This window comes from Mucilaginibacter jinjuensis (assembly GCF_028596025.1).
Taxonomy (GTDB): Bacteria; Bacteroidota; Bacteroidia; order Sphingobacteriales; family Sphingobacteriaceae; genus Mucilaginibacter; species Mucilaginibacter jinjuensis.
Genome location: NZ_CP117167.1, coordinates 160,202 through 184,982 on the forward strand (window position 1 = coordinate 160,202; position 24,781 = coordinate 184,982).

Annotated in this window: 16 protein-coding genes; 10 read left to right on the forward strand and 6 right to left on the reverse strand. The window is 42.2% G+C overall.

Annotation, left to right across the window (positions count from 1 at the left end; genetic code table 11):
• Nucleotides 1-166 precede the first annotated feature (166 nt).
• Complete coding sequence (locus PQO05_RS00685) at nucleotides 167-12,730, forward strand: NHL domain-containing protein (protein ID WP_273630708.1); 12,564 nt, start codon at nucleotides 167-169, stop codon at nucleotides 12,728-12,730.
• A complete protein-coding gene (locus tag PQO05_RS00690) occupies nucleotides 12,727-13,425 on the forward strand; it encodes a fibronectin type III domain-containing protein (protein WP_273630709.1) in 699 nt (232 codons plus the stop codon). Before PQO05_RS00685 ends, PQO05_RS00690 begins: the two co-directional genes overlap by 4 nt.
• Before the next feature lie 225 nt (nucleotides 13,426-13,650).
• Here the strand turns inward: PQO05_RS00690 and PQO05_RS00695 are convergent, their stop codons facing one another.
• Nucleotides 13,651-14,232 (reverse strand): TetR/AcrR family transcriptional regulator, encoded by a 582-nt coding sequence (locus PQO05_RS00695; protein WP_273630710.1) that lies wholly within the window; start codon nucleotides 14,230-14,232, stop codon nucleotides 13,651-13,653.
• 133 nt (nucleotides 14,233-14,365) lie between these two features.
• Between PQO05_RS00695 and PQO05_RS00700 the strand changes: the two genes are divergently transcribed.
• The 4 genes from PQO05_RS00700 to PQO05_RS00715 all read left to right on the forward strand — a co-directional run bounded on the left by PQO05_RS00700 (nucleotide 14,366) and on the right by PQO05_RS00715 (nucleotide 17,420).
• The gene (locus PQO05_RS00700; RefSeq protein WP_273630711.1) at nucleotides 14,366-15,166 is read left to right on the forward strand and encodes an SDR family NAD(P)-dependent oxidoreductase; all 801 of its coding nucleotides are present in this window, start codon (nucleotides 14,366-14,368) and stop codon (nucleotides 15,164-15,166) included.
• A 171-nt stretch (nucleotides 15,167-15,337) separates the two neighbouring features.
• On the forward strand, nucleotides 15,338-15,676 hold the full coding sequence (locus PQO05_RS00705; RefSeq protein ID WP_273630712.1) for a zinc ribbon domain-containing protein YjdM: 339 nt from the start codon (nucleotides 15,338-15,340) through the stop codon (nucleotides 15,674-15,676).
• A gap of 396 nt (nucleotides 15,677-16,072) precedes the next feature.
• Nucleotides 16,073-16,564: a Crp/Fnr family transcriptional regulator gene (locus tag PQO05_RS00710; protein ID WP_273630713.1), complete on the forward strand. Its 492-nt coding sequence runs from the start codon at nucleotides 16,073-16,075 to the stop codon at nucleotides 16,562-16,564.
• A 97-nt stretch (nucleotides 16,565-16,661) separates the two neighbouring features.
• Nucleotides 16,662-17,420, forward strand: coding sequence for an SDR family NAD(P)-dependent oxidoreductase (locus PQO05_RS00715; protein ID WP_273630714.1), 759 nt, complete (start codon nucleotides 16,662-16,664; stop codon nucleotides 17,418-17,420).
• 63 nt (nucleotides 17,421-17,483) lie between these two features.
• Here PQO05_RS00715 and PQO05_RS00720 read toward each other — a convergent pair whose 3' ends face one another.
• The 3 genes from PQO05_RS00720 to PQO05_RS00730 all read right to left on the reverse strand — a co-directional run bounded on the left by PQO05_RS00720 (nucleotide 17,484) and on the right by PQO05_RS00730 (nucleotide 19,885).
• Nucleotides 17,484-18,281 (reverse strand): alpha/beta fold hydrolase, encoded by a 798-nt coding sequence (locus PQO05_RS00720; RefSeq protein WP_273630715.1) that lies wholly within the window; start codon nucleotides 18,279-18,281, stop codon nucleotides 17,484-17,486.
• A gap of 99 nt (nucleotides 18,282-18,380) precedes the next feature.
• The gene (locus tag PQO05_RS00725; protein ID WP_273630716.1) at nucleotides 18,381-18,977 is read right to left on the reverse strand and encodes a Crp/Fnr family transcriptional regulator; all 597 of its coding nucleotides are present in this window, start codon (nucleotides 18,975-18,977) and stop codon (nucleotides 18,381-18,383) included.
• Between the two features lie 263 nt (nucleotides 18,978-19,240).
• Nucleotides 19,241-19,885 carry an NAD(P)H-dependent oxidoreductase gene (locus tag PQO05_RS00730; protein WP_273630717.1) on the reverse strand — a complete coding sequence of 215 codons (645 nt, stop codon included), beginning with the start codon at nucleotides 19,883-19,885 and terminating at the stop codon, nucleotides 19,241-19,243.
• A gap of 100 nt (nucleotides 19,886-19,985) precedes the next feature.
• Here PQO05_RS00730 and PQO05_RS00735 point away from each other — a divergent pair, with 100 nt between their 5' ends.
• Nucleotides 19,986-20,390, forward strand: coding sequence for a winged helix-turn-helix transcriptional regulator (locus PQO05_RS00735; protein WP_273630718.1), 405 nt, complete (start codon nucleotides 19,986-19,988; stop codon nucleotides 20,388-20,390).
• A 5-nt stretch (nucleotides 20,391-20,395) separates the two neighbouring features.
• On the forward strand, nucleotides 20,396-21,334 hold the full coding sequence (locus PQO05_RS00740; protein WP_273630719.1) for a class I SAM-dependent methyltransferase: 939 nt from the start codon (nucleotides 20,396-20,398) through the stop codon (nucleotides 21,332-21,334).
• 31 nt (nucleotides 21,335-21,365) lie between these two features.
• On the opposite strand, the gene PQO05_RS00745 is transcribed toward PQO05_RS00740, so the two are convergent.
• On the reverse strand, nucleotides 21,366-21,797 hold the full coding sequence (locus PQO05_RS00745) for a DUF1801 domain-containing protein (RefSeq protein ID WP_273630720.1): 432 nt from the start codon (nucleotides 21,795-21,797) through the stop codon (nucleotides 21,366-21,368).
• 161 nt (nucleotides 21,798-21,958) lie between these two features.
• Between PQO05_RS00745 and rlmF the strand changes: the two genes are divergently transcribed.
• Nucleotides 21,959-22,930, forward strand: a complete 972-nt coding sequence (gene rlmF / locus PQO05_RS00750) for a 23S rRNA (adenine(1618)-N(6))-methyltransferase RlmF (protein WP_273630721.1) — start codon at nucleotides 21,959-21,961, stop codon at nucleotides 22,928-22,930.
• On the opposite strand, the gene PQO05_RS00755 is transcribed toward rlmF, so the two are convergent.
• Nucleotides 22,927-23,814: an EamA family transporter gene (locus PQO05_RS00755; RefSeq protein ID WP_273630722.1), complete on the reverse strand. Its 888-nt coding sequence runs from the start codon at nucleotides 23,812-23,814 to the stop codon at nucleotides 22,927-22,929. The genes rlmF and PQO05_RS00755 overlap by 4 nt on opposite strands.
• Nucleotides 23,815-24,233: 419 nt before the next feature.
• Here PQO05_RS00755 and PQO05_RS00760 point away from each other — a divergent pair, with 419 nt between their 5' ends.
• The gene (locus PQO05_RS00760) at nucleotides 24,234-24,779 is read left to right on the forward strand and encodes a GNAT family N-acetyltransferase (protein ID WP_273630723.1); all 546 of its coding nucleotides are present in this window, start codon (nucleotides 24,234-24,236) and stop codon (nucleotides 24,777-24,779) included.
• Nucleotides 24,780-24,781: the final 2 nt, after the last annotated feature.

Below are 24,781 nucleotides of genomic sequence, written 5' to 3' on the forward strand. Positions count from 1 at the left end.
AAGGTTCATGTGAAGCTATGAATCCTACTTAGGCCAAACGTATCTATCGCATCAACATTGCGTTGTAACAAAAAAGTTATATCCTATAAATCATAAACAGTCCCCCCCGATTGATATTTTTATAGCGTTTGATCAACCGCGTATTTTACGCAACCTTATCATATATATGAATAAAATTTTTCCGGCTTTATCCCTGTTTTTTATCTCCTTTGTTTTTTTTTGTAAAGCTCAATCTCCTCAAATTTCTTATAGTTCGCCACAACAAATTAATGTTGGGGCAACAGTTACAAACATCACACCCACTAATACCGGCGGTGCAGTTGTATCGGCCAATGGCTATAGTTATACCGGTACTTTTGCTGGTAGCGGCACGTACTCAACCACAGATGGTACCGGCTTGGCTGCAAGTTTTTACTATCCTATCGGTATTGCCGCAGATAATAATGGTAATATCTACGTATCAGACCAATATGGAAACAAGATTCGCAAAATTACCGCAGCCGGAGTTGTAACAACGCTGGCCGGGAGTGGCTCTACGGGTAATATTAACGGTACTGGTATAGCAGCAAGTTTTAACCAGCCATGCGGCATTGCTGTAGATGCCACCGGCAATGTTTATACAGCCGACAGAAATAATAACCTGATCCGTAAAATAGATCCCCAAGGCGTAGTATCAACCTTGGCCGGCGGCGGTAATTATGGTAATCTGGATGGTACTGGTGCCAATGCGGGCTTCTATACCCCTTATGGTTTAGCGGTTGATGCAAATAATAATATCTACGTTGCAGAATTAGGAGGTAATAGGATCCGTAAAATTACCCCAGCCGGTGTAGTAACAACTTTTGCCGGAAACGGCACTTCGGGCAGTATTGATGGTACCGGGACAAATGCAAGTTTTAACTCCCCGACAGGCCTCGTTTTTGATGCCACAGGATCACTTTATGTGGCAGAAAATGGCGGTAACCGCATCCGTAAAATCAGTCCCGCGGGTGTGGTAACCACAGTAGCCGGAAGCGGCTATAGTGGTGCAGTAAATGCAAATGGCACAAATGCATCCTTTAATGCGCCAACGGGTTTGGCTATTGATGCCGGTGGTAATTTGTACATAGCCGACCAAGGCAATAACATGGTACGCATGTTAAGCCCCTCGGGCGATGTTAGCACACTTACAGGAAATTTAACCAGCGGTAATACTAATGGCTTAGGTGCTGTAGCCAGGTTAAATAAGCCAACGGGTGTTGTGCTGATAAATGGGAAAGCTTATATAGCAGATTGTTATAATAATCAAATACGATCAATTGATATTGGCGGTTATTTTATTTCACCTGCAACATTACCGGATGGATTAACTTTTAATTCTTCAACAGGCGTTATTGGCGGTAAACCCAATGTTACAGCCAGTGCAAAAGACTACACAGTTACCGCTACAAACCAATATGGAAGCGGCACAGCGGTAATCAATATATCTGTTGTTTCGCCGGCCGTTGCACCTGTAATTACGGGTTTTACACCTGCAAGTAGTATTGCAGGTAATTATATAACCATTACTGGCAACAATTTTTACGAGGCATCTGCGGTATCAATTGGTGGGCAAACAGCTACATTTAGTATCCGATCGCCCAGTACAATTGTAGCTAAGATACCTGTAGGCGCAACAAGCGGCTCTGTAAGTATTACTAACCCTTACGGTCAGGCAAGCAAAAGTGGGTTCACTATCACAACAATACCTACGCTTTCCTATACTACCCCACAACATTTAAACACCGGGCAGGCGGTAAGCATTATACCTGCCGGAAATGAAAATGTACCTGCACTGTATTCAGGAAAGAAATTGATTTTTGCCGGTGGGGATGCAGGCGGAGCCACAGATGGTACAGGAATTGGTGCGAGCTTTTATTCGCCGGGAGGCTTAACAACAGATGATATGGGGAATATTTATGTATGTGATGTAAATAATAGGTTAATAAGAAAGATTACTCCCCAGGGTGTTGTTAGTACTTATGCGGGGAGTTCTGTATCTCCAAATCTTAATATTAGTTATCCAGCAGGCGTGGCTGCAGACCATTCAGGTAACATTTATCTGGCAGATCGTAACGGCATCATTTATAAAATAGCTCCAAATGGCACATTTAGCGCATTTGCGGGTAATGGTTATTCGGGTTCAAATAACGGTACTGGTAGTGCTGCAAGTTTCAATTCTCCATCGTCTATTGTTATTGATGACAACGGAAACCTATATGTGAGCGATGCCGGTAATAATATGATCCGTAAAATAACTCCTGCTGGTGTAGTAACTACGTTAGCAGGGGGCAGTGGCTTGGGTTCGACCGATGGAACTGGTGCTGCTGCTAAATTCTCAAACCCCCAGGGCCTGGCTATTGACAAGGCCGGCAATATATATGTTGCCGATTTTGGTAATACGCTGATCCGTAAAATTACTCCTGCAGGCATAGTAACTACATTAGCGGGCAATACCAGCAATATTTCTGGGCAGGATGTGGATGGTATAGGTGTGGCAGCGAGATTCTATTTTCCAGGTAGCCTGGCATTTGATAGCGGAGGGAATTTATATGTAACCGAATATAATGGCGCTATAAGAAAAATTTCTTCGCAGGGCAACGTAACTACAATACAGCCACCAAGCGGTGCCTTTACTCCTTTTGGGATCACCATCGATCAGGCTGATAATATTTATTATAGTGATTACCCATCTAATAAAATTTATCAGATTGCATTAACTGGCTATAGTGTGTCGCCGGCTTTGCCAGATGGTTTAATTTTAAATCAGGATGGCAAAATAACCGGCAGTGCAAATGTGGTATCACCGGCAACAGATTATACAGTAACAGCAGCCAACCTTGCAGGTAAAAAAGCAATTGTAATAAATATCGATGTAACAATCCCGGCATTACCGCCGGTAATTACCGCTGTTTCGCCCGATAATGTTGGTTCAGGAATGTCTGTCAAACTTACCGGTTCAAATTTTCTTGGTACCACGGCAGTTAAAGTAGGTTCTGCAAGTGTCGATTTTATAGTTGTTTCGCCAACTGTTATTGCGCTAAACATACCCCAGGGCAGCACGGCTACAACAATAGATGTTACAAATCCATACGGTACGGTTACCTATAACCAATTACAATTAAAGCCGGCCCCTATTATTTCATACACGGCCCCTCAAAGTTTTACAGTTGGTACAGCTATAACATCTTTAACGCCGGTTAATAATGGTGGCGAAATAACTGGTGCTTACGGTACTGTCACAACCTATGCCGGCAATGGTACTGACGGATATACAAACGGCGCACTTGCAGATTCGCGTTTTAGCACACCCCAAGGAATGACTATGGATGGTGATGGCAATATATATGTTGCTGATAATTATTATCAGATCCGTAAAATCACTAAAAACGGAAATGTAACAACACTGGCCGGCGGAACAAGTAATACCGGGTACAAAGATGGGGTTGGTTCTGCTGCTTATTTTTATAACCCTAAAGGCTTAACAACAGATGCTGCCGGAAATATTTATGTGGCCGACCAGGGAAATAATAGGATAAGAAAAATTACGCCGGACGGGACCGTAACTACTTTTGCGGGCAATGGCCAGGGATTTACTAATGGGGCTGCGGCCAGTGCAACCTTTAATAACCCAACCGGGCTTGTGTTTGATGTTAAGGGTAATTTATATGTATCTGATATGTATAATAATGCCATACGTAAAATTACTCCGGGCGGGCAAGTCACTACTTTTGCCGGGGGCAACTATGGCACAAGTACGGACGGTATTGGTACTGCAGCAATTTTTTCTTTCCCATCCGGTTTAACAATTGATGCTGCGGGTAATTTATATGTAACTGAGTTTAACGGTAACACCATTAGGAAGATAACCCCTGGCGGAAATGTTACAACCGTTACAGGCAGCACCAGCGGTTATGCAGATGGCCCTGTGGCAACAGCAAAATTCAGTAACCCAGTCAGCATTACAGCAGATGGTTTTGGAAACCTTTTTGTGGTAGATCAATTTAATCAGCGTATTCGTAAAATTACGCCGGATGGTATAGTGAGCACCCTGGCCGGAGGTAACAGTAATAACAGGCTAACAGATGGTATTGGTTCAAATGCAGGGTTCAATTACCCGTATGGTATTTTAATTGGGCCAGATGGTAACTTATATGTTAGCGACCCGGGTAATAAGGCAATAAGAAAGGTTATTCAAACGGGGTATACTGTTAGCCCGGCATTACCGGATGGCCTTATTTTAGATCCGGCAACGGGTGTAATAAGCGGTACTCCAACAGTAGCTTCGGCTTCAAAAGCTTACGTTATAACCGGTAACAATGCTTATGGCAGCAGTAAGGCCACAATAAATATTGAGGTAAAAATACCAGCCGTTGCCCCCGCTATTACATCATTTACACCGGTAACGGCTACCGCGGGAAATGCAATTACTATAACCGGCAGTAATTTTACCAGTGCTTCTGGCGTTCAGATCGGTGGTGTCGATGCTACATCCTATACGGTAGTCTCATCAACAATAATAAAAGCTATTGTACCTGCCGGCGGTGGTGGTAATAATGTAAAAATTACTAATACCTACGGTTCTGCAACAGCGCCAGGCTTTGCCTACGCTGTTGCCCCGATTATTAGTTACCCGGCTACGGCAAGTTTAAAAGCCGGTGTTGCTGTAACTGCAATTAATGTAACCAATAGCGGCAGTATTGTACCAGCGGCAATATTTGCCCAGGTAAAATCTATAGCAGGCAGTACCGAAACGCAATCCTCTGCCGATGTTAATCAGCCTGTAGCAGTGGTTATTGATGCTGCCGGCAATACTTATAGTGCAGAAAATACGCTGATCCGTAAAATAACACCGGCCGGGGTAGTTACTGTATTTGCAGGAAGTACAACATCAGGCAGTACAAATGGTACTGGTGGCTCAGCTAGTTTTACACAGATAAATGCGTTGGCAATAGATAAAGCCGGGAACTTATTTGTGGCTGATGGCGGCAGTTACAGGATCAGGAAAGTAACACCTGCAGGCGTTGTAAGTACGTTTGCCGGTGATGGCACCAACGCATTTAACGATGGGCCTGCTGCTTCGGCATCATTTAAGAGTATTAATGGGTTAGCCTTTGATAGTTGGGGTAATTTATTTGTAGTTGATGCCGGTAGTTATCGTATCCGCAAAATAACCCCTGATGGTACTGTTTCTACGTTTGCAGGCAATAGTTTCGGAAGCGGAACGGATGGATCACTTGCTACTGCTACGTTTTATAACCCTAAAGGGATTACGATAGATGATTATGATAATATTTATGTTACTGATTATAATGCGATCAGAAAAATAACACCTGCCGGCGTAACTACACTTGCCGGCGGAGGCTATCAGCAAGGTAAAATTGATGGCACCGGTGCAACTGCCACATTTTATAACCCGCAGGGAATTACTTGTGATATGGTAGGTAATTTATACGTTGCAGATGTAGACAATCATCTCATCAGAAAAATCACGCCCCAGGGTGTTGTAAGTACTATTGCAGGTACGGGTGTAGGCGCGCTGGTTGATAAAGTTGGAACAGCGGCAAGTTTTAAAAAGCCCTGGGGCATTGTGTTTGCCAACGGCTATTTATATGTTGCGGATAAGGGCAACAACTCAGTCAGAAAAATGGCACTTTTGGGGTATAAAACATCCCCTGCACTTCCGGCAGGTATGTCAATTTCCGGGTTGGGCGCTATTGCCGGTACCCCTGTTGATATTTCACCTGCAACAGATTACACGATCACTGCATTTAATAGTGCAGGCTCGGGTTCTGCAACAATAAAAATTGATGTAGGTGTACCTCAGGCTGCACCGGTAATTACATCGATAGCGCCGGTTGCGGCCAACTCCGGTAGCATAATTACTATCACCGGCAGCAATTTTACCGGCGCAACAAGCGTAACCCTGGGTGGTATGGCAGCACAATCTTACAATGTAATTTCACCAACATCTATTGTTGCTGTTGTTGCTACTGGTTCTGCGTCTGGCAATGTTGTGGTTAACAACCCTTATGGAAATGGTAGTTTAGCAGGCTTTAATTTTGTTGGCTCTCCTCAGATAAGTTATGGTAATCAAAATGCGTTTACCGAGGGTAAAACCATTGCCGATATTCAGCCTAACAATAGTGGAACTACTATTGATCCGGTTGTTTATACAACGGTATCAACAGTGGCGGCTACCGCTAATTTCCCGGCACCGGTAAATAATAACTCCAATTTCTATTATAATTATATCGCCGGCCTAACTACGGACAAAGCCGGGAATATTTATGTATCCGACCAAAGTGTTAGTATAATCCGTAAGATTACACCTGCCGGTGCAGTGAGCAATTTTGCCGGAAACGGTAATGGCGGCTTAACCAATGGCAATGTATCTAACGCAACTTTTGCGAATCCCAAAGACATTGTTTTTGATGTGAGTGGCAACATGTTTGTGTTGGACAGGGGCAATAATGTGATCCGGAAAATTACTGCGGCAGGTGATGTAAGCACATTCGCCGGTAATGGCGATAATTGGTCGGTAGATGGAGTTGGTGTGGCTGCATCTTTTGGTGCACCCAATAATATGGCAATAGATGCTTTGGGCAATTTATATGTAACAGATGATGCATCAAGTACAATCAGAAAAATAACTCCTGCCGGTGTTGTAAGCACACTTGCCGGCAGCGGTGTTGTTGGTTCGGCAAACGGTACCGGAACGGCAGCCAGTTTTAATAGCCCCAATGCCCTTTGCGTAGATATTAATGGGAATTTATATGTGGGTGAACAGACAAACCACCTCATTCGCAAAATTACACCTGGCGGAGTAGTTACAACATTTTTTGGCGGCGGGCAGGGATCAACCGCTGATGGCCTGACTTATACCTATAGTGGCAGCGCCCTTACTGTGGATAAATTGGGGAATGTTTATATTGCAGATGGGGCTTTAAATAAGATAATGAAGATTTCGCCTGCCGGTGTAGCGAGCACAGTAGCTGGTAGCGGCACTAATCTTCTTGTAAACGCAGTTGGTAAATTGGCGGCTTTCTCGGCACCTATCGCTATTTGTTATGACCAGTCATCAGGTAATTTGTATGTTTCTTCAGATCAGCAAATACGCAAAATCGTTTTAACAGGGTATGTAATAGATCAGCCATTACCTTCGGGTTTAAAATTTGATAGTGCAACGGGTAAAATTAGCGGCACGCCCAATTCGGTAATGGCAGCTAAAACCTATACAGTTACAGGATATAATGGCAATGGCAGCAGTGCAACTACCATTAGCCTTTCTGTAGGATATCCGGATAAGCCACAAATTAATTATACCGCAAGCCAAACTTTTACAGCCAACGTTACTATAACCCCATTGCAACCAACAATTAGCGGCGGCGGCATACCAACGGGTGGCTTTGGGCGGGTAAGCAGGGTTGCCGGTACAGGTGAGAATGGATACACAGATGGCCCTGCTAACAGCGCAACATTTAAATATCCTTCGGGTATTGCAGTTGACAAGGATGGAAATATATATGTAACACATCTTGTTGATAATGTAGTAAGGAAGATCAGCCCATTAGGTATTGTAAGCACTTATGCAGGTACCGGCCACTCTAATTTCCCATTAGCGTTGGATAATCCGACCGGCCTGGCGATCAACTCAAAAGATGAATTATTTATTAGTGTTGGTGATGACTGGCCGCAGCCTGATCAAAATAACCGTATCATAAAAATTGCTAACGGGCAGGAAACTACATTTGCAGGTAGTGATAATTACGGCTTTAAAGACGGAACAGGCTCTGATGCATTGTTTAACAGTAGCTATCAGTTAAGTTGCGACAAGAATGATAATTTGTATGTGGCAGACCAGCAAAATAACGCTATTCGTAAAATAACACCAGCCGGGGTAGTTACTACAGTTGCCGGTAATGGTAAAATTGGCGCTGCAAACGGAACTGGCAGCGCAGCTACGTTCAATAATCCTGATGCTGTAACTGCCAATATTGACGGTAATTTATATGTTGCGGATACTAAAAATAATTTGATAAGGAAAATTACCCCAGCCGGGGTTGTTACTACTTTTGCCGGCAGCGGTACTGCAAGTTCTGTTGACGGAACTGGAATTGCCGCAAGCTTTAATTATCCAACAGGTATTATAGCTGATAATATAGGTAACATTTACGTAGCTGATTACCATGGTAATACAATTAGAAAAATAACGATTGACGGAGTTGTTACAACAATAGCCGGCAATGGTGCGGCCGGTTCAGTTTCAGGAATTGGAAAGGCAGCAGGATTTAATGGCCCTGTAACACTGGGGCTTACAAATAGCCAGGATGCTTTAATTGTGGCCGAATATGGTGGTAACGTAGTTAGTAAAGTAAAATTAACGGGTTATAGTATTGATAAGCCGCTTCCGCAAGGATTAAATTTTAATGTAAACACAGGGATAATTACCGGTACACCTAAAAAAGCAATGCCGGCCACAGATTATGTAATTACTGCTACTAACGCTTCGGGGACAAGCAGCACAAAAGTAACCATAACAGTAACGGCAGAGCCCGCACCGGATATCAGTTACCCATCATCAAAAGTTTATACTTATACCCCGGTTACTATCCAGCCGGTTAATAAAGGCGGTACGGTACCTGCGGTAATTTATGGTAATACAATAACTATAGCAGGTAATACACAGGCTGGAAGCACAGATGGTACATCAACTACAGCCAGCTTTAACGGCCCAACAGGGGTTATTACCGATAATGTAGGCAACATTTACATAGCCGACCAGGCTGGTCATAAGATCCGAAAAATTACACCGGATGGTACAGTAAGTACATTTGCAGGTAGTGGAACAGCAGGATATTACGATGGCCCCGGTGCAATTGCAATGTTTAACCATCCATGTGGGTTGGCGTTTGACAGTGACGAGAATTTATATGTGACTGATAAAACCAACAATATGATCAGGAAAATAACACCTGATGGTATGGTATCTACCCTGGCTGGTAACCTTAATGCAAATTCGCATAATGGAAACGGTACTGCGGCAGGGTTTTATTATCCGTACGGTATTGTGGCTGATGCAAATAATAATTTATACATAGCAGAGATGGGTGGTAGCCTGATCAGGAAGGTAACACTTGACGGTACTGTTACAACCTTTGCAGGCGGAGGCCAATATGGGACTAATCAGGACGGTACCGGTACCAGCGCCGGTTTTTATAATCCTACCGGAATTGTAATTGACAGTAAAGGCAATTTCTTTATAGCCGATTATAATAACAATACAATTAGGAAAATAACACCTGCCGGCGTGGTTACAACCTTTGCAGGCGCAGTATCAAATCTCTATGAAAGTAAAGACGGTACAGGCGCCGATGCAAGGTTTTATCGGCCCACATCTATTGCTATTGACAATAGCGATAATCTATATGTAACAGACCAGGCTACCAGTCTGATTAGAAAAATAACGCCGGCTGCAGTTGTAACCACATTGGCTGGTACCTTGTACCGCAGCGGATCGGGCGATGGTGTTGGTATGGCGGCCGCTTTTAACCAACCAACCGGTATCACACTTACAACAGACGGAAGATTATTGGTGGCTGATTTTGGGAATAATACCATAAGAAGTATAGATATTAATGGTTATGCACTTAGCCAGGCATTACCCGCAGGTTTGGCTTTTGATAGTAAAACCGGTATTGTATCTGGTACTACTACCAAGGTAACTGCGGTTAATAATTATCCGGTAATTACGGCTAATAATACTGGAATAAATAATACTGCACTTACCCTCGAAGTACTTCCATTACCGGCACCGGATATAAAGTATGATACACCTATCGTATTAGGTGTTAACGAACCGGCTGGGAATTTATCTCCGAAAAATAAAGGAGGGCCTGTACCTGCTGCTGTATATGGTAATGTAATAACCTTGGCAGGTACACCGGGCGTATTTGGTTTTGCCGATGGTGCAGGACCAGCTGCGTCATTTGCTAATTTAACCGGCCTTACTAATGGCATTGATGGAAATATTTATGCTGTTGACACGAGGTATGGTTTGATACGCAGGATAAGCCGCGATGGAAAGGTTGTATCTGTGGCCGGTAATATCAGTTTGAATTTAGACCCCAATGCGTTGGCCGTTCGGTTAAACAGCCCAGCCAACATAGTTACAGATGCCACAGGAAATTTTTATATAACAGACCGAGGCAATAACACCATAAAAAAAATAACTCCGGCAGGGGTTGTAACTGCTTATGCAGGTACGGGTGGTGCAACATCGTACGATGGGTATATTGGATCTGCAAGTTTTAATTCGCCCGATGGGATTGCTATAGATGCAAGTGGTAACCTGTTTATAAGTGAAGCCGGTGGTTATAAGATCAGAAAAATTACGGTATCAACAAGCCAGGTTACCACAGTTGCTAATATTCCGAATCAAGGCGGAAGTTTTAGTCCATCGAGGATAGTTGTAGATAACCAAGGGAACTTATTTGTAACAGATTATGCCAATAATCTGATCAGAAAAATAACCTCAACCGGCACGATAAGCGTTTTTGCAGGTAGTGGTTTAGCTGCAAATAAAGATGGTATAGGTACCGGGGCGGGTATTTTAGCCCCAGCAGCCCTTACTATTGATGTTAACAATAACTTATACGTAGCCACCCAAAACCTCATCAGGAAAATAACACCCGATGGAGTTGTAACAACAATTGCAGGTACAGATGCCGAAGGTGCCGTAAACGGGATTGGAACAACGGCGTCATTTGCACAGCCACAAGGTTTATTGTTTGATAATACGGGAGCGCTTTTTGTTGCTGATACAAAAAATTCGCTGGTTAGAACTGTATCGCTTACGGAGTATGCTATTTCGCCGGCATTGCCCGTTGGCCTGGCATTCGACCAAACTACCGGTACTATAAGTGGCACGCCGACAACGCTTTCGCCCGCGACGGATTATACAGTATCGGCTTATAATGTAACAGGCGCAGGCTTATTTAAGGTTAATATTAGTGTGATTAAAAAAACACAGCAAATAATAACCTTTGCATCAAAGGCCAATGTTACTTATGGTGATAACGACTTTACCCCGGCAGCATCGAGCAACAATCCTGCAATTGCAATAACATATAGTACAGATAACCCCGCAGTTGCAACTATTATAAATGGTAAAATACATATTGCCGGTGCTGGTGTTGTTAATATAACGGCTTCACAGGCTGGCAATGCGTTATATGTGCAGGCGGTTGACGTTGTACAAGCTTTAACAGTTAGCCCAATGCCAGTTACTGTAACGGCAGATGCTATAAGCAAAATATATGGTGATATCGACCCTGCGTTAACCTATCAGGTAACCAGCGGGCACCTTATCGGCAGTGATCAATTTTCGGGTAACATAGCCAGGTTGGGTGGCCAGAAAGCCGGCTCTTATAATATCAACCAGGGAACCCTGGCTTTAAGCGCCAATTATGCAATTAAATTTGTAAGTGTACCATTTGTTATCAGCAAAAAGCAACTAAATGTTAAAGCTTTAGATACAGGATGGACTTATGGCGGCCCGGTAATTGCCAATCTGCCGGTTCAATATGATGGATTTGTTTTTGCCGATGGAGGTGATTCGCTAAAAATCAAGCCGGTTGCAAATACAGAGGCTACAATACATTCGCCCGCCGGCACTTATGTAATTACGCCATCGGGCGGCGATGACGGCAATTACACCTTCGTTTATGTAAATGGTACTTTAACTATAAAAAAAGGATCTTTAACCATTACTGCAGATGATAAAACAAGAGCTGTTGGCAAAACCGATCCGGAATTTACGGTGAGCTATAACGGCTTTGTAAATGGCGACGATGCAAGTACGCTCGGTACCCGCCCTGTTGTTACCAGTGCGGCTAATAGTAGCAGTACCGCAGGCACGTATGATCTTATTCCAGGCGGTGCCAGTTCAAACAATTATGATTTTGTATACTCAAATGGGAAGCTTACAATTACCCCGTCTGTAACTAACTTCCTGGTTTCGGCCACAAACGTTACCTGTAAAGGGCAAAACAACGGGTCAATAGCTATAAAAGCCACCGAGAGCCATAATTATACAGCTGTAGTTACTGGCAATGGATTAAACAGAAGCCAGAGTTTTTCTACCGGGTTAACATTTGATAATCTGGTACCCGGTGCTTATAACGTTTGTATCACTGATGCGGATTTACCGGGTTACCAGCAATGTTTTGATCTTACGGTAACCGAACCTAAAGATCTGACCTTATATGCAACGCTTAATAAATCGGTAAATACTGTTACGCTCGCATTATCAGGAGGCAACACTTACAATATTGAAGTAAATGGGGTAAATTATAAAACAAACGATAATTCGATCAGCCTTCAATTGACCCAAGGCCATAACCGGATTGTTTTGAGTTCTGATTTGGTTTGCCAGGGGAACATTGAAAAGTTAATTGATATTGATACCAACCCGGTACCTTACCCTAACCCGGTAACAGACATTTTAAATGTTAACCTGGGGCAAACTACGGCCAAAAAAGCTACTCTTCAATTATACGGCGTGACAGATGGTATGCTTAAAATGACTGCCGATTATCCGAATGCAACTGGTGTACTTAAGTTAGATGTTAGCAACCTGCCGCTTGGTATTTACACGTTGCATGTAATAACCGACGATAAAAACTATACTTATAAGATTATTAAACGATGAGAAAAATTTTAGCATTTATATTTCTAATAACTGTTCTTTATAGTTGCGGTGGTGGGGGAAGCTCAGACACGAAGGAAACTCCCGCCCCGGCACCCGAAAAGGCTACGCTGGTAGCGCCGGCGCAAAATGAGTTATGCACACAAGGGACTGTAATTTCACCTACACAAAGTACTGTAACTTTAAAATGGAATGCGGCCCTGAACGCCGAAAGCTATGATGTTAATATTAAAGACCTGGATGCAGGTACTACAACAACACAAACAACAACTACCACACAGGTTGATGTGAATTTGAAACGTAATACGGCATACTCTTGGGCTGTTACTTCAAAATCCACAAAAAATAGCACTACAGCCCAAAGCGATTTCTGGAAGTTTTATAATTCAGGCCCGGCAGCAACCAACTATGCGCCATTTCCTGCCGACCTTACAGCACCCTCTACAGGGCAAAAGGTAACAGCCGTAAATGGTAAGGTAACTTTAAGCTGGAATGGCAGTGATGTTGATAACGACATTGCCGGATACAATTTGTATTGGGGAACTTCTGCAAATGTAACACTATTAAAAAGCGGTATCACAGCAAGCCCATATAGTGCAGATGTTGTAAGTGGCAGTACTTATTACTGGAAAATTATTACTATCGACTCCAAAGGAAACACATCCGATTCGGGGCTGGCTCAATTTAGTGTGAATTAATATTAAGTCAAACTAATTAATTAGAAAAGCTTATTAGGTTTTTTTCTGATATTAAAAAAAAGGTTACGCCATTACAATAAATAGGTAAAATCTTTAAGCCTTAATGAGTCAAACAAGCTGTAAAAAGTCCATATTTCGATTCCCGTCGGGACCACTAAAAAATGAAAGCCTTCAGATGGAAACATGGAGGCTTTTTTTGTTTGAGATACATTACCGCATTGAGGGTTATTGATTACAAATTACTTTTGCTGCTGCTTTTGCCAATTTAACGGGTTGAGAATTACCCAATGCTTTACTCCGGATAATGGCACCTTCAAAAAGCATTACTACTTGCATGGCTATTGATTTATAATCCGCTATTTTTCCCTCTTTTAAATAAGATTCAATAAGTTGTTGAACTGCTGCCACATAAGTATCATAAGCTGCCTCTATTTCTTTCGCTTTGTTTGCATATTCTGTTTTTGCGTTCATGGCAAAACATCCATCTAACATGCCTGAATTTACTAAGGCTGACAGAAAATCAAAAATTATTAAAGCCTTATCAACAGGGTTTCTGATGGTGGATTTTTCCAGATAGTCAGAAATAGCCTTATATCTCAATTGATGATAGTGATCAATTGTAGCTGTAATTAGACCTTCTTTAGATGTAAAATGCTTATAAAGTGTACGTTTTGAAATACCAGTACCCTCGGTTATCGTATCTACTCCGGTAGCATGAAACCCATTTCTATAAAAAAGGTCGTAAGCATATTTAATCATTTCATCGCGTTTCAAAGACTTTGAACCCGATTCTATTTCTTTATTCATCTCTGAGAAATATTTATTGCAAATGTAAACTAACCTGTTTACATTTGCAATTGTTGTAAACAGGTCTGTTTACACCTGACACTAACAGAACATAAAACTGATATTGATAATCAGTAGTTTAAAAATTAACAAAATGGAAGAAAACAAACAGTTAGGTACTGCTGTGGTAACAGGGGCCTCTTCGGGATTAGGCGAAATATTTGCCGAAAGATTAGCTAAACGCGGTTATAACCTAAAGTTGGTAGCGCGCCGTAAAGACAGATTAGATAAACTTGCAGCCAAATTGCAAAGCAAGTACAGTATACAGGTTACCAACCTGGTGGCAGACCTGGGTTCAGAAACAGATTTAGAAAATGTGGTTAACAATCTGAAAGCAGATAAAAGCATTACTATGCTCATTAATAATGCCGGTACCAGTACACTTGCACCAATTACAGCCACAAGCGTTGCTAAACAGAAAGAGATGGTTGATGTAAATATTACCGCCTTAATGCTACTTTCGAACACGGTTTTGCCTCATTTTATTGAGAAAAACGAAGGCGTTTTAATTAACATAGCATCAGTACTTGGTTTTTATTCATTACCTGTAAGCTCAATTTATAGCGGTACAAAAGGGTTCGTGGTTCAATATACACGTGGGTTGCAGGAAGAATTGAAAGGAACAAATATTCGTGTTCAGTTAGTGAATCCTGCTACTACGGCAACAGAAATATGGGAAGTGGGTGGTGTGCCGTTATCTGCATTGGATCAGTCTACTATTATGACTGCCGAGGATTGTGTTGATGCAACACTTTCCGGATTAGATAAAGGTGAGCTCACCACACATCCGTCAGTAAATGATCAAAAAATAATTGATGCTTATGAAGATGCCCGTAACCAATTATTTGGTGCCTCACAAAGCGGTAGACCGGCGGAGCGTTATCTGCAAAATTGATACATGGCAGGCACTGTTTTTGAAAAAGCCTTTGGATGAAAATCTGAAGGCTTTTCTGTTTAAGATATAACGCGATAATAGGCACACGTGGCATGCATGTCGCCGACAATTGAGACTATACAATCATTACTCAATTGCGGGTAACAAGTTTACCTTTGTCAAAATATTAATATGATAGAACTACCTCCATGCCCGTTGTGCAAATCAACCTTTACCTATGAAATGAATGGCTTGCTTGCCTGTCCAGAATGCGGCCATGAATGGAGCCCGGAAGAAGAAAGTGCCGGAGATCATCAGTTCATAGTAAAAGATAGCAATGGAAACATCCTGCAAAATGGAGATTCGGTAGTAACAATTAAGAACCTGCCGGTAAAAGGTTCGTCCCAAAGTATAAAGGCAGGAACCAAAGTTAAAAACATCCGTTTGGTAGATAGCGACCATAATATTGATTGTAAAATTGATGGCTTCGGCGCCATGGCACTTAAATCTGAGTTTGTAAAAAAAGCATAGGGCCGATTTTTCGGAATCCAAGCCTGGCCTGATATTGATTAAATGTTTTTGGCCTTACATGGGCAGATACAGCTATCTGGCCCCATTTCTGGTAATGATTTTATTTATTGGCTTTGCGGAGTTAAGTTTCCGGTTATATGGAAATTGGGCTGGAGGGTGGATTAAAAAGCTATTGATCAATTTGAAATAATACAAAAAGGCCCGCCGAATTTCTGAGAACCTGTTTTTCACGTTGCCTTCGGTACTGCGTGAGGGTTAAATAAGAAGAATTTACGTAATTTGCCATCACTTTATGGACGTGAATAACAAAGATGTCATCATTGCTTATGTGCGTAAATCGGTGCCGATTTCGGACGCCGAAGCAGTAGATTTGGCTGCTGCATTAAAGAATTGCGGGTGAAGAAGCGGCAGTTTTTAATTCAGCCTAATTTTACGGCTAAAAGCAGGTATTTCGTTATTAGTGGTGCGTTAAGAGCTTATGTAATTGGTGAGGATGGGCAGGATCATACCATTCAGCTTGCTTTGGAGGAGTGGTGGATATCCGACTATAATAGTTATATCTATCAGCAGCCAGCGAGCATGTTTGTAATTGCCATGGAAGATTCCCTGTTATTAGAAATTACCCATCAGAACGAAAGCAGACTGAAGGCTGAAAATCATCATTTCGAAACCTTTTTTCGTACCCTAGCAGAGCGATCGGTTGCTTTTATGCAAAGGCGAATTGTCACTAACCTCACCCAGTCGGCCGAGGAACGTTACGAGACTTTTATGGAGCGTTATGCCGTTTTTACCCGCCGCTTTCCGCAATATGTCATTGCGTCTTATCTGGGTATGACGACAGAATTTCTCTCCAAAATTCGTAACCAGCGCGTAAAGCCAAAATCTTAATCTACTTCAACCTTATTTCCTAATCTACTTCATCGTTACCGGGTGCCCGAAACACCAACTTTGCTTTATCGAAAAACAAAATAATACGATAAAGAAAATGGGAAATTCAGGAAAATTAAACGGCAAAGTTGCCGTAATAACAGGCGCTTCTAAAGGTATAGGCGCGGGTATTGCCAAAGCATATGCAAAAGAAGGTGCCGCTGTGGTGGTTAACTATGCAAGCAGTAAAGAAGGTGCTGATAAAGTTGTACAGGAAATAGCAGCAGCCGGCGGTAAAGCTATTGCCGTGCAAGCCAACGTAGATAATGCTGCCGATGTAAAACGCTTGTTTGAAGAAACAATCAAAGCATTTGGGAAATTAGATGTTTTGGTTAATAATGCTGGTGTGTACAGTTTTGCCGGCATCGAAGATATTACAGAAGCATCGTTTCATCAGATGTTTAACATTAATGTTTTGGGCAGCATACTAACTGCTCAGCAGGCGGTAAAACTATTTGGTAATAAAGGTGGTGTAATTATTAATACCGGCTCTATCGTATCTACACTGGATATGCCGACTGCACTGGTTTATACCCAAACCAAATATGCCATTGACGGCATGACCCGCATTTTGGCTAAAGAGCTTGGCCCTAAAAATATCCGGGTTAACTCTATAAATCCCGGGCTAATCGAAACTGAAGGCTCACATAGTTCTGGTGTAATGGCAGGTGATGTAGAAAAATGGCATATTTCGCAAACACCGCTTGGCCGTGTTGGGCAGCCCGAAGATATTGCCAAAGTAGCTATATTCCTGGCTTCCGATGATTCATATTGGGTAACCGGCGAAACGATTGCTGTTGCCGGTGGCCAGCGATAATTATTAAGTACAAGAAAGCTCATCGATGTAGTTCGATGAGCTTTCTTGTGTTATCCGTCTTAATTATTTAGATTCTGCAATTAAAATAGCCGCTAATTTATCTGGCATTGATATAAATGGCGTATGGCTGCTTGGTAATGAATACTCTTTGCTGATATGGCCATTGGCCTTCACCATTGTGTTTTGGTTTGAAAGGCTAACCGCATGGTCATTTAAGGTATGGATATACACTTTCTTAACACTGCCAAAATTGGCATCAGTTAAAGTAGCCGGTGTTACAAATGGTGCTAATGGTTCTGGTTTAATGTTGTTGGCAAGGTAGGTGCCAATTTGTGCCGGTGCATCGGCGGCAAATATATCTATCACACCATCTTTGGCAATAATTGCAGAACCTGTAGCCTGATCTATTTGTAAGTATTTACCGATATGGCTATCAGCATCTTGTTTTGAAAGCCCCAACAAGCTATCGCCGTTTTGTGGCAGAAAAGCACCCAGGTATATTAATTCTTTAATCTGACCGGGGATTTGCTCGGCCACTTCACTGATTACAACGCCAGCCATGCTGTGGCCTACTAAGACCACATTCTTTCTGTCACCAATGGCGTTCTTCACCGCATCAACATAAGATTGTAAGCTGATGTTTGCAAACGAAGTGGCATCGCTTCCGTGACCGGGCAGGTTAACGGCAATCACTTCGTGCCCTTGTGCTTTTAACAAAGGCACAACGTTTTGCCATGCTGTTGCATCAGACCAGGCGCCGTGTACAAGTACTATTGTTTCTAAATTTTTGTTAACTTTTTTTTGGGCATAAGTGCTAAACCCTAAAACGCTTAATGCTAAAAATAATATTGCTGTTTTCATTTTCTGTAATGCCTAATTGTTTAGGACATCACAAACATCGGGTTAAGCTGGCTGGATAATTTTAACCCAGGTTAAAATCGAACAACGCGTAAAAAAAAATTATTTGTTCACCATACGCTTACGGATGCGGCTCAGTGATGGTCCCTGGATGCCAAGGTAGGATGCGATATGATAAAGCGGCACAGAATTAAAAATGTTAGGGTGTTTCTCTATCATTTCCCGGTAACGGTCTTCCGGGGTTTTAAATAAAAAGCCTTCGGTATTGCGCATTACCTCATAAAAAGCTGTTTCGGCAACCTTGCGCCCAAATCGCTCCCATTGATGCGACTGCCCGTAAAGCTCATTTAAGTGATCGATATGGATATATAAGATCACCGAATCTGACATTGCTTCTGTATAATACTCGCAAGCCACCTGGCTGAAAAAGCTGGCGAAAGAAGTAACGAACTGATGGTCGGTAAAGAAAAGCATGTTCTTTTCTTCGCCCGTAGTATCATTTACCCGGTAGATCCTGAACACGCCGCTGATAATAAAGCCCAGGTGTTTACAAACATTTTTATACTCGTTATAAAACTCACCTTTTTTATACTGCTTCAATTTCCAATGCGGCAACGACAGGTCGAAAACATCAGCCTTCATCCCTGCCGAACCTAATACCGTGCGTAATAATTCTATCTCTGTTGTGTTACCAGCCATGCGATAAAAATATCTCTTTTTAAATTGTGGTAGGTAATAATGGGGCTATTTTATTAAAGGACACACAATATTCTCATAGTCTTGTGTGGTACATACGACAGGTTTGCGCCAGCAATTGGCTTTTGTATATAATAAATTGATGCAATAACAATATCGACGATAGGCAAAAAAACTGAGAGCAAGCCTCTTTGCCCGCAAGCGCCTCCGCTTGTGGAATAACCGTTAGAATCTCGTCGGGAGTCAAATTAACTACTCCCCAACAATCACACCTCCTCAAACACCCCCTCTAACCTATCTTTCCACATTTCCAATTCCCCCGCCAATTCCTCAACAGACTGTCTCTCCACAGCATAAACCACCTGAGGACGCAACACCGTCCAACCCGTAAATTCGAAGATACCGCGGTGGATGGGTTTTAGGATGCTTTCCATTTCGCCGTAAAGGTCTTTGTTGTAGTTTTTTTCGGGGCCGCCGGTGGTGAGGGAGAGCATTGCCTTTTTTCCTTTAAATACACCGTTATCATAAATGCGGCCATTGTTGTAAAAGCGGCCCATGGCAAATACACGGTCTACCCAGCCTTTTAGTATGGCGGGGAGGGCAAACCACCAGAGCGGAAATTGAAAGATCATCAGATTACACCATTCTACTTTTTCTTGTTCGGCGGCAATTTCAGCGGAGAAACCATTGTGTTCATTGGCGTATAGTTCTTCGGCTTGTTGTTTAAAGTAGTCGGGGTTACTAACGGTAGCGAAGTTTTTCCGGTCCGATACGGGATCAAATTGCATGGCATACAGATCTGTGGTTTTAACCTGGTGGCCTAATTTGGTGAGGTGTTCTATGGCGGTGCGGTACATGGCGCCGTTTAAACTTTGCGGTTCGGGGTGGGCGTATACAATGAGTATGTTCATTTTCGTGTATTAATTTTTAATGTATACCGCAAAATTATAGGGCTATCTGTAAATTAGATTATCGGCAGCTTGTTGTGTGCTGCATACAAAAATGTGAGTAATGAGTAAAAGGAAGCTAACATCCACTAATAACCGGAACCGGAATGAGTTGAGCGATTTCTGCGGAATGAACTATGCCCTCGATATATTGGCCGGTAGGTGGAAGCTATTGATCCTCCATAAATTGGAAAATAAGAAACTGCGCTACACTGACATCAAAAGAATACTGCCCAATATAACCGACCGCATGCTGACCCTGCATTTGCAGGAAATGGAACGCGACCTATTGGTAACAAGAACTGTATACCCCGAAGTGCCACCACGTGTGGAGTATGAACTGACAGAAAGTGCCATTGCCTTGGCCCCGGTATGGAAACAACTGGAGCAATGGGGGCTGGCACATCGTGAAATTTTGGAAGGTGTTGCTGTTTCGGAGAACTATTGTACAGATAACCAATCGATATAAACTTGATGAACAAAGAATTAGCTCCTGTTATCACCGATCTCGAAAATCAGATCAATGATATTCAAACCGATATTGCGGCTATTGAGCATAATACTTTGTTGTTTGAAGAAAGGAACTTCGACAAACGCACAGACACATTAGATTTCATCGACTTTCATATTCTTGACCGGATTGAAGGGGTGTTACCCCAAACAGATCAGCAGAACCTATTGCTATCGCTCAAGAACCGGGCAGAACAATTAAGGACAAAACTGGAGGCGGTTGATGCCGGGTTGTTTCAAAAAATTCAGGATAATATCCGGAGCGGAGCATATACAAGCGAAAGCTTTAAAAGCATGGTTCGCGAGTTTGTTCATTTTGACTCAACGAACAACGAATATCAGGGAGAGGTAGGTTATGATAATCTGGACGTTTTTCTCAACGGGATCTTTTCCTTTAAAAATGTACCCGAGCAAACTTTGCAGCGGGAACCCGGAATGGTGTTTTATCAAAAGACCCCAGCCCGCATCATCTTTGAAATGTTGGATAAGGTAGACTTCACAAATGAAGATGTGTTTTTCGATTTAGGTTCGGGCCTGGGCTTCGTGATTATGCTGGTGAATTTGCTAAGCGGCGTTAAAACGATAGGGGTAGAATTTGAACCTGCTTTTTGTAATTACGCCATTAACAGCATCGCCAGCCTTAACCTATCCAACATAAAAGTTATTAATGTGGATGCCCGGGAAGCAGACTATTCATCAGGAAATATATTTTTTATGTACACACCGTTTGATAGCCATATAATCCATGATGTTTTAGACCTTTTGAAAAAAGAGGCGTTATCGCGAGAAATAAAGATAATTACCTACGGCCCCTGTAGCATAAATGTAGCTTTACAGAGTTGGCTAAAAAGTACAAGCCCCAACGAGAATATTAATAAGTTAATGATATTTAACAGCTTATAGATCGAATACCCATTTCGATAATACTTGAAGTTTAATTTTCGTTGCTAACCTTAACACCATAACGTATTGCCGCTTCAAGTACATCAAGGTTTATATCTTTTAGCTTTTTAAACTTAATACAATAGCCTGTAACGCTTGCCTTTCCCAGATTTAGCCCGAACGTTTGGGCTAAGTATGTTTTATCTTTTATGCCGAGTATATAAACAGAGATGCCGGTTGTGTTTGCACTCAAACCAATCTGAAAAAAATCGCGGGTTTTGCCATCGGCATATTTTATAGTGTAAAATCCATAGCCAATATTGGGGTTACTAACGGTTTTGTTTTCGCTGTTTTTGCCATTATCAAACCACAATTTACAACCCGGTAAAACTTCAAGTATGCGCTGGTGCAAAGCTTGCATATCAGTACGCTTCTGTTCGGGCTGGTTGGTAATATATGCTTCAATTTGTTCTTGTACATCCATATAACAGGTTAAATTATAGTTCGTTCACTCCGCCTTTTTAAATTTCGTATTATTTTTATTCAGATACTAATTGATTCTTTTACTTACTGAGGTAATACTCATGGTTCTGCTATGGGCTATATCCTTCTCAATTACTTACCTTTGTAAATTATACAATCAATATGCCGCAACAACCCAACTCAAAGCCCGCCGAAAAAGACACTCTGCACCCGCGCAATGCACACCGGGATATGTACGATTTTAAAAGGCTTTGCACTGCTAACCCGGCATTGCGGAATTTTGTATCGATTAATCAGCACGGAAACGAGTCTATCAATTTTAGTGACCCCGATGCAGTTAAGGCCTTAAACAAAGCATTACTAAAACATTTTTATAAGGTTGATGGCTGGGATATCCCGGCAGGTTACCTTTGCCCGCCTATACCCGGCCGTGCCGATTACATCCATTACGTGGCCGACTTGCTGGCCGAAACCAATAACGGTACCATACCAATGGGCAGTAAAATAAAAGTACTTGATGTGGGAGTAGGCGCTAACTGTGTTTACCCGTTGATTGGCAGCAGCGCGTATGGCTGGTCTTTTGTTGGGTCTGATACAGATACGGTAGCTATCCAATCGGCTAAGCAAATTGTGGCTGCAAACAAAGCATTGCAACAGCTAATTGAGCTACGGCAGCAAACTAACCGAAAGGAAATTTTTAACTGGATTATAAGACCGGGCGATAGGTTTGATGTAACGATGTGCAACCCGCCTTTCCACGCTTCGATGAAAGAGGCCCATGCAGGCAGTAATAAAAAATGGGAAAACCTAAATGGAGGCAGATTACCTAAGGCGCTATTAAACTTCGGTGGTAAAAACAACGAGTTATGGACGCCCGGTGGCGAAGCTGCTTTTATCAGGCAAATGGTAGAGCAAAGCTTTTTATTTGCCGAACAATGCCTGTGGTTCACTACCCTGGTATCGAAAAAAGAATCTCTGCCTGTTATTTACAAAGCTTTAGAGAAAGCTAAGGCGCTGGATGTTAAAACTATCAATATGTCGCAAGGCCAAAAGGTAAGCCGCGTGGTAGCCTGGGCGTTTTTTACGGAGGCTGAAAGAATTAAATGGATGCAAAAACGACCGGCCGGCGTTTAAGGATGCTTCTTTAAATTTACAACTATTACAGAGCAAATAATAACACCTACGCCTATCCATTGATAGGTGTTGATCTGCTCGTTTAAAATTAAAAAGGCAGAGGTTATTGAAATTGGGATCTCGATAGCCGCAATGATAGAACCGAGGCCGATACCCGTAAGCGGGATTCCTTTGGTAAATAACAATGGCGGCAATATGGTTCCAAATACACCTAATAATATCCCCCATTTAAGCATGCTTAAACCGCTTAAGTGGGTAATGATGTTGATGTTCCAAAACAAGATGATGGCGATCAAGCCGCCGATTACCAGGTATTTGCTTCTTACATCGCTGGGCACGCTGGTTTCGATATTGCTTGATGAAAATATTGATACAGTATAGCCTACCCCGGCAGCTAATCCCCAGCCTATCCCAATCCAGCTTATGGTATGCTTTTCGAACAAAATATTGGTAGCCAGCAGCTTGCCACCAATCACTAAAAGCGTGCCTATTACTTTGATGGCTTGTAGCTTTTCTTTTAGCCATACCACTTCTACCACAACACTCATCCAGATGGACTGCATCAATAAAATGATGCCCATAGAAACCGGGATGTACTGGATAGAGATATAATAAAGTGTGCTGGTAAGCCCAAGCGAGGTACCAAAAAGGATAAGTCTTGTTTTTGATTTGCCCGAAACCGGCTTTGCATTTTTGTTGTTTTTTTGCTTGATGTTAGAGTAGATGGTCAGAAATATAGCGCCTGTGGCAAACTGCATAAACGTTAGCGCACTGGTATGGATCCCTAAATGGTTGGCATACTTTACAACCGTGGCTAAAATGCCATAGCTGGCTGCACCTAATAATACCAGGATTGCCCCTTTAATTTTCTGACTGTTTAACATCGGGCAAAAGTCTGATTAATGAATGTGTTCTATGTTGCAGAACTGTAAAAAGAACTTTCTTTTTTAGATTGATTTGTGTGATTAAAATCATGCAACATAGGTATAGATAAAAACTATGATTCTTGTGTGAATTATAAATTGCTGTTTTGAATTCATTTTTAATTATGCTATGTAATTGAAATGCCGGAGATGTTAAGTAGAAAATGCGCCTGGCAAGCTTTACTTCCATGCATCCTGCTAATTTGGAAAACGAGCCTTTCATTTTGAGAGGCTTTTTTTATGTGCTGATACTTGATTTTAAATAAAAGGGGCTTTTAAGGCCGATAGAAGCCATTTAGTGATCTGATATACCGCCCGGGCATTCTTTTGGCATACCCGCCAATACAGTTGAAGATGATTCAATCGAAATAAAATCAAAAATGGAAAGTGAACGAATTATTGTAAGATCAGCAATTCCATCAGATGTGGTATTTGCCGATCAGATTATCCGCGAAATGGAAAGTTCTGCAATAGCGAGAGGCTCGGGTATCTCAAAAAGATCAGCCGCCTCTATAATAGAAAAAATTGATGCCGGGAAAGCCGTAGTAGCTGTTACCGAAGATGGCGAGTGGGCAGGCTTCTCTTACATCGAAACCTGGGACGATGAAAAATTTGTATCAAACAGCGGCCTCATTGTATCGCCCAAACACCGCAACCACCATGTTGCTTCTCAAATTAAAACTCAAATCTTTCAATTATCGCGCAGCAAATACCCGGCTGCCAAGGTGTTCAGCATTACATCAGGGCTGGCTATTATGAAAATGAATACCCACCTGGGTTTCGAGCCGGTTACTTATGCCGAAATAGCACAGGAAAACCGCTTTTGGGATGGCTGCAAAAGCTGCGTAAACTACGATGTGCTGCAAGCTAAAAACAGGTGCAACTGCCTTTGCACCGCCATGCTTTTTGACCCTCAATTAAACTAAAA

What these genes read in the sequence shown, in the direction of transcription:
- PQO05_RS00715 (WP_273630714.1), top strand. Translation starts at nt 16,662, where the DNA reads ATGGGAAATTCAGGAAAATTAAACGGCAAAGTTGCCGTAATAACAGGC.
- PQO05_RS00720 (WP_273630715.1), bottom strand. Translation starts at nt 18,281, where the DNA reads ATGAAAACAGCAATATTATTTTTAGCATTAAGCGTTTTAGGGTTTAGC.
- PQO05_RS00725 (WP_273630716.1), bottom strand. Translation starts at nt 18,977, where the DNA reads ATGGCTGGTAACACAACAGAGATAGAATTATTACGCACGGTATTAGGT.
- PQO05_RS00740 (WP_273630719.1), top strand. Translation starts at nt 20,396, where the DNA reads ATGAACAAAGAATTAGCTCCTGTTATCACCGATCTCGAAAATCAGATC.
- PQO05_RS00760 (WP_273630723.1), top strand. Translation starts at nt 24,234, where the DNA reads ATGGAAAGTGAACGAATTATTGTAAGATCAGCAATTCCATCAGATGTG.
- PQO05_RS00685 (WP_273630708.1), top strand. Translation starts at nt 167, where the DNA reads ATGAATAAAATTTTTCCGGCTTTATCCCTGTTTTTTATCTCCTTTGTT.
- rlmF (WP_273630721.1), top strand. Translation starts at nt 21,959, where the DNA reads ATGCCGCAACAACCCAACTCAAAGCCCGCCGAAAAAGACACTCTGCAC.
- PQO05_RS00735 (WP_273630718.1), top strand. Translation starts at nt 19,986, where the DNA reads ATGAGTAAAAGGAAGCTAACATCCACTAATAACCGGAACCGGAATGAG.
- PQO05_RS00745 (WP_273630720.1), bottom strand. Translation starts at nt 21,797, where the DNA reads ATGGATGTACAAGAACAAATTGAAGCATATATTACCAACCAGCCCGAA.
- PQO05_RS00695 (WP_273630710.1), bottom strand. Translation starts at nt 14,232, where the DNA reads ATGAATAAAGAAATAGAATCGGGTTCAAAGTCTTTGAAACGCGATGAA.
- PQO05_RS00705 (WP_273630712.1), top strand. Translation starts at nt 15,338, where the DNA reads ATGATAGAACTACCTCCATGCCCGTTGTGCAAATCAACCTTTACCTAT.
- PQO05_RS00700 (WP_273630711.1), top strand. Translation starts at nt 14,366, where the DNA reads ATGGAAGAAAACAAACAGTTAGGTACTGCTGTGGTAACAGGGGCCTCT.
- PQO05_RS00730 (WP_273630717.1), bottom strand. Translation starts at nt 19,885, where the DNA reads ATGAACATACTCATTGTATACGCCCACCCCGAACCGCAAAGTTTAAAC.
- PQO05_RS00690 (WP_273630709.1), top strand. Translation starts at nt 12,727, where the DNA reads ATGAGAAAAATTTTAGCATTTATATTTCTAATAACTGTTCTTTATAGT.
- PQO05_RS00755 (WP_273630722.1), bottom strand. Translation starts at nt 23,814, where the DNA reads ATGTTAAACAGTCAGAAAATTAAAGGGGCAATCCTGGTATTATTAGGT.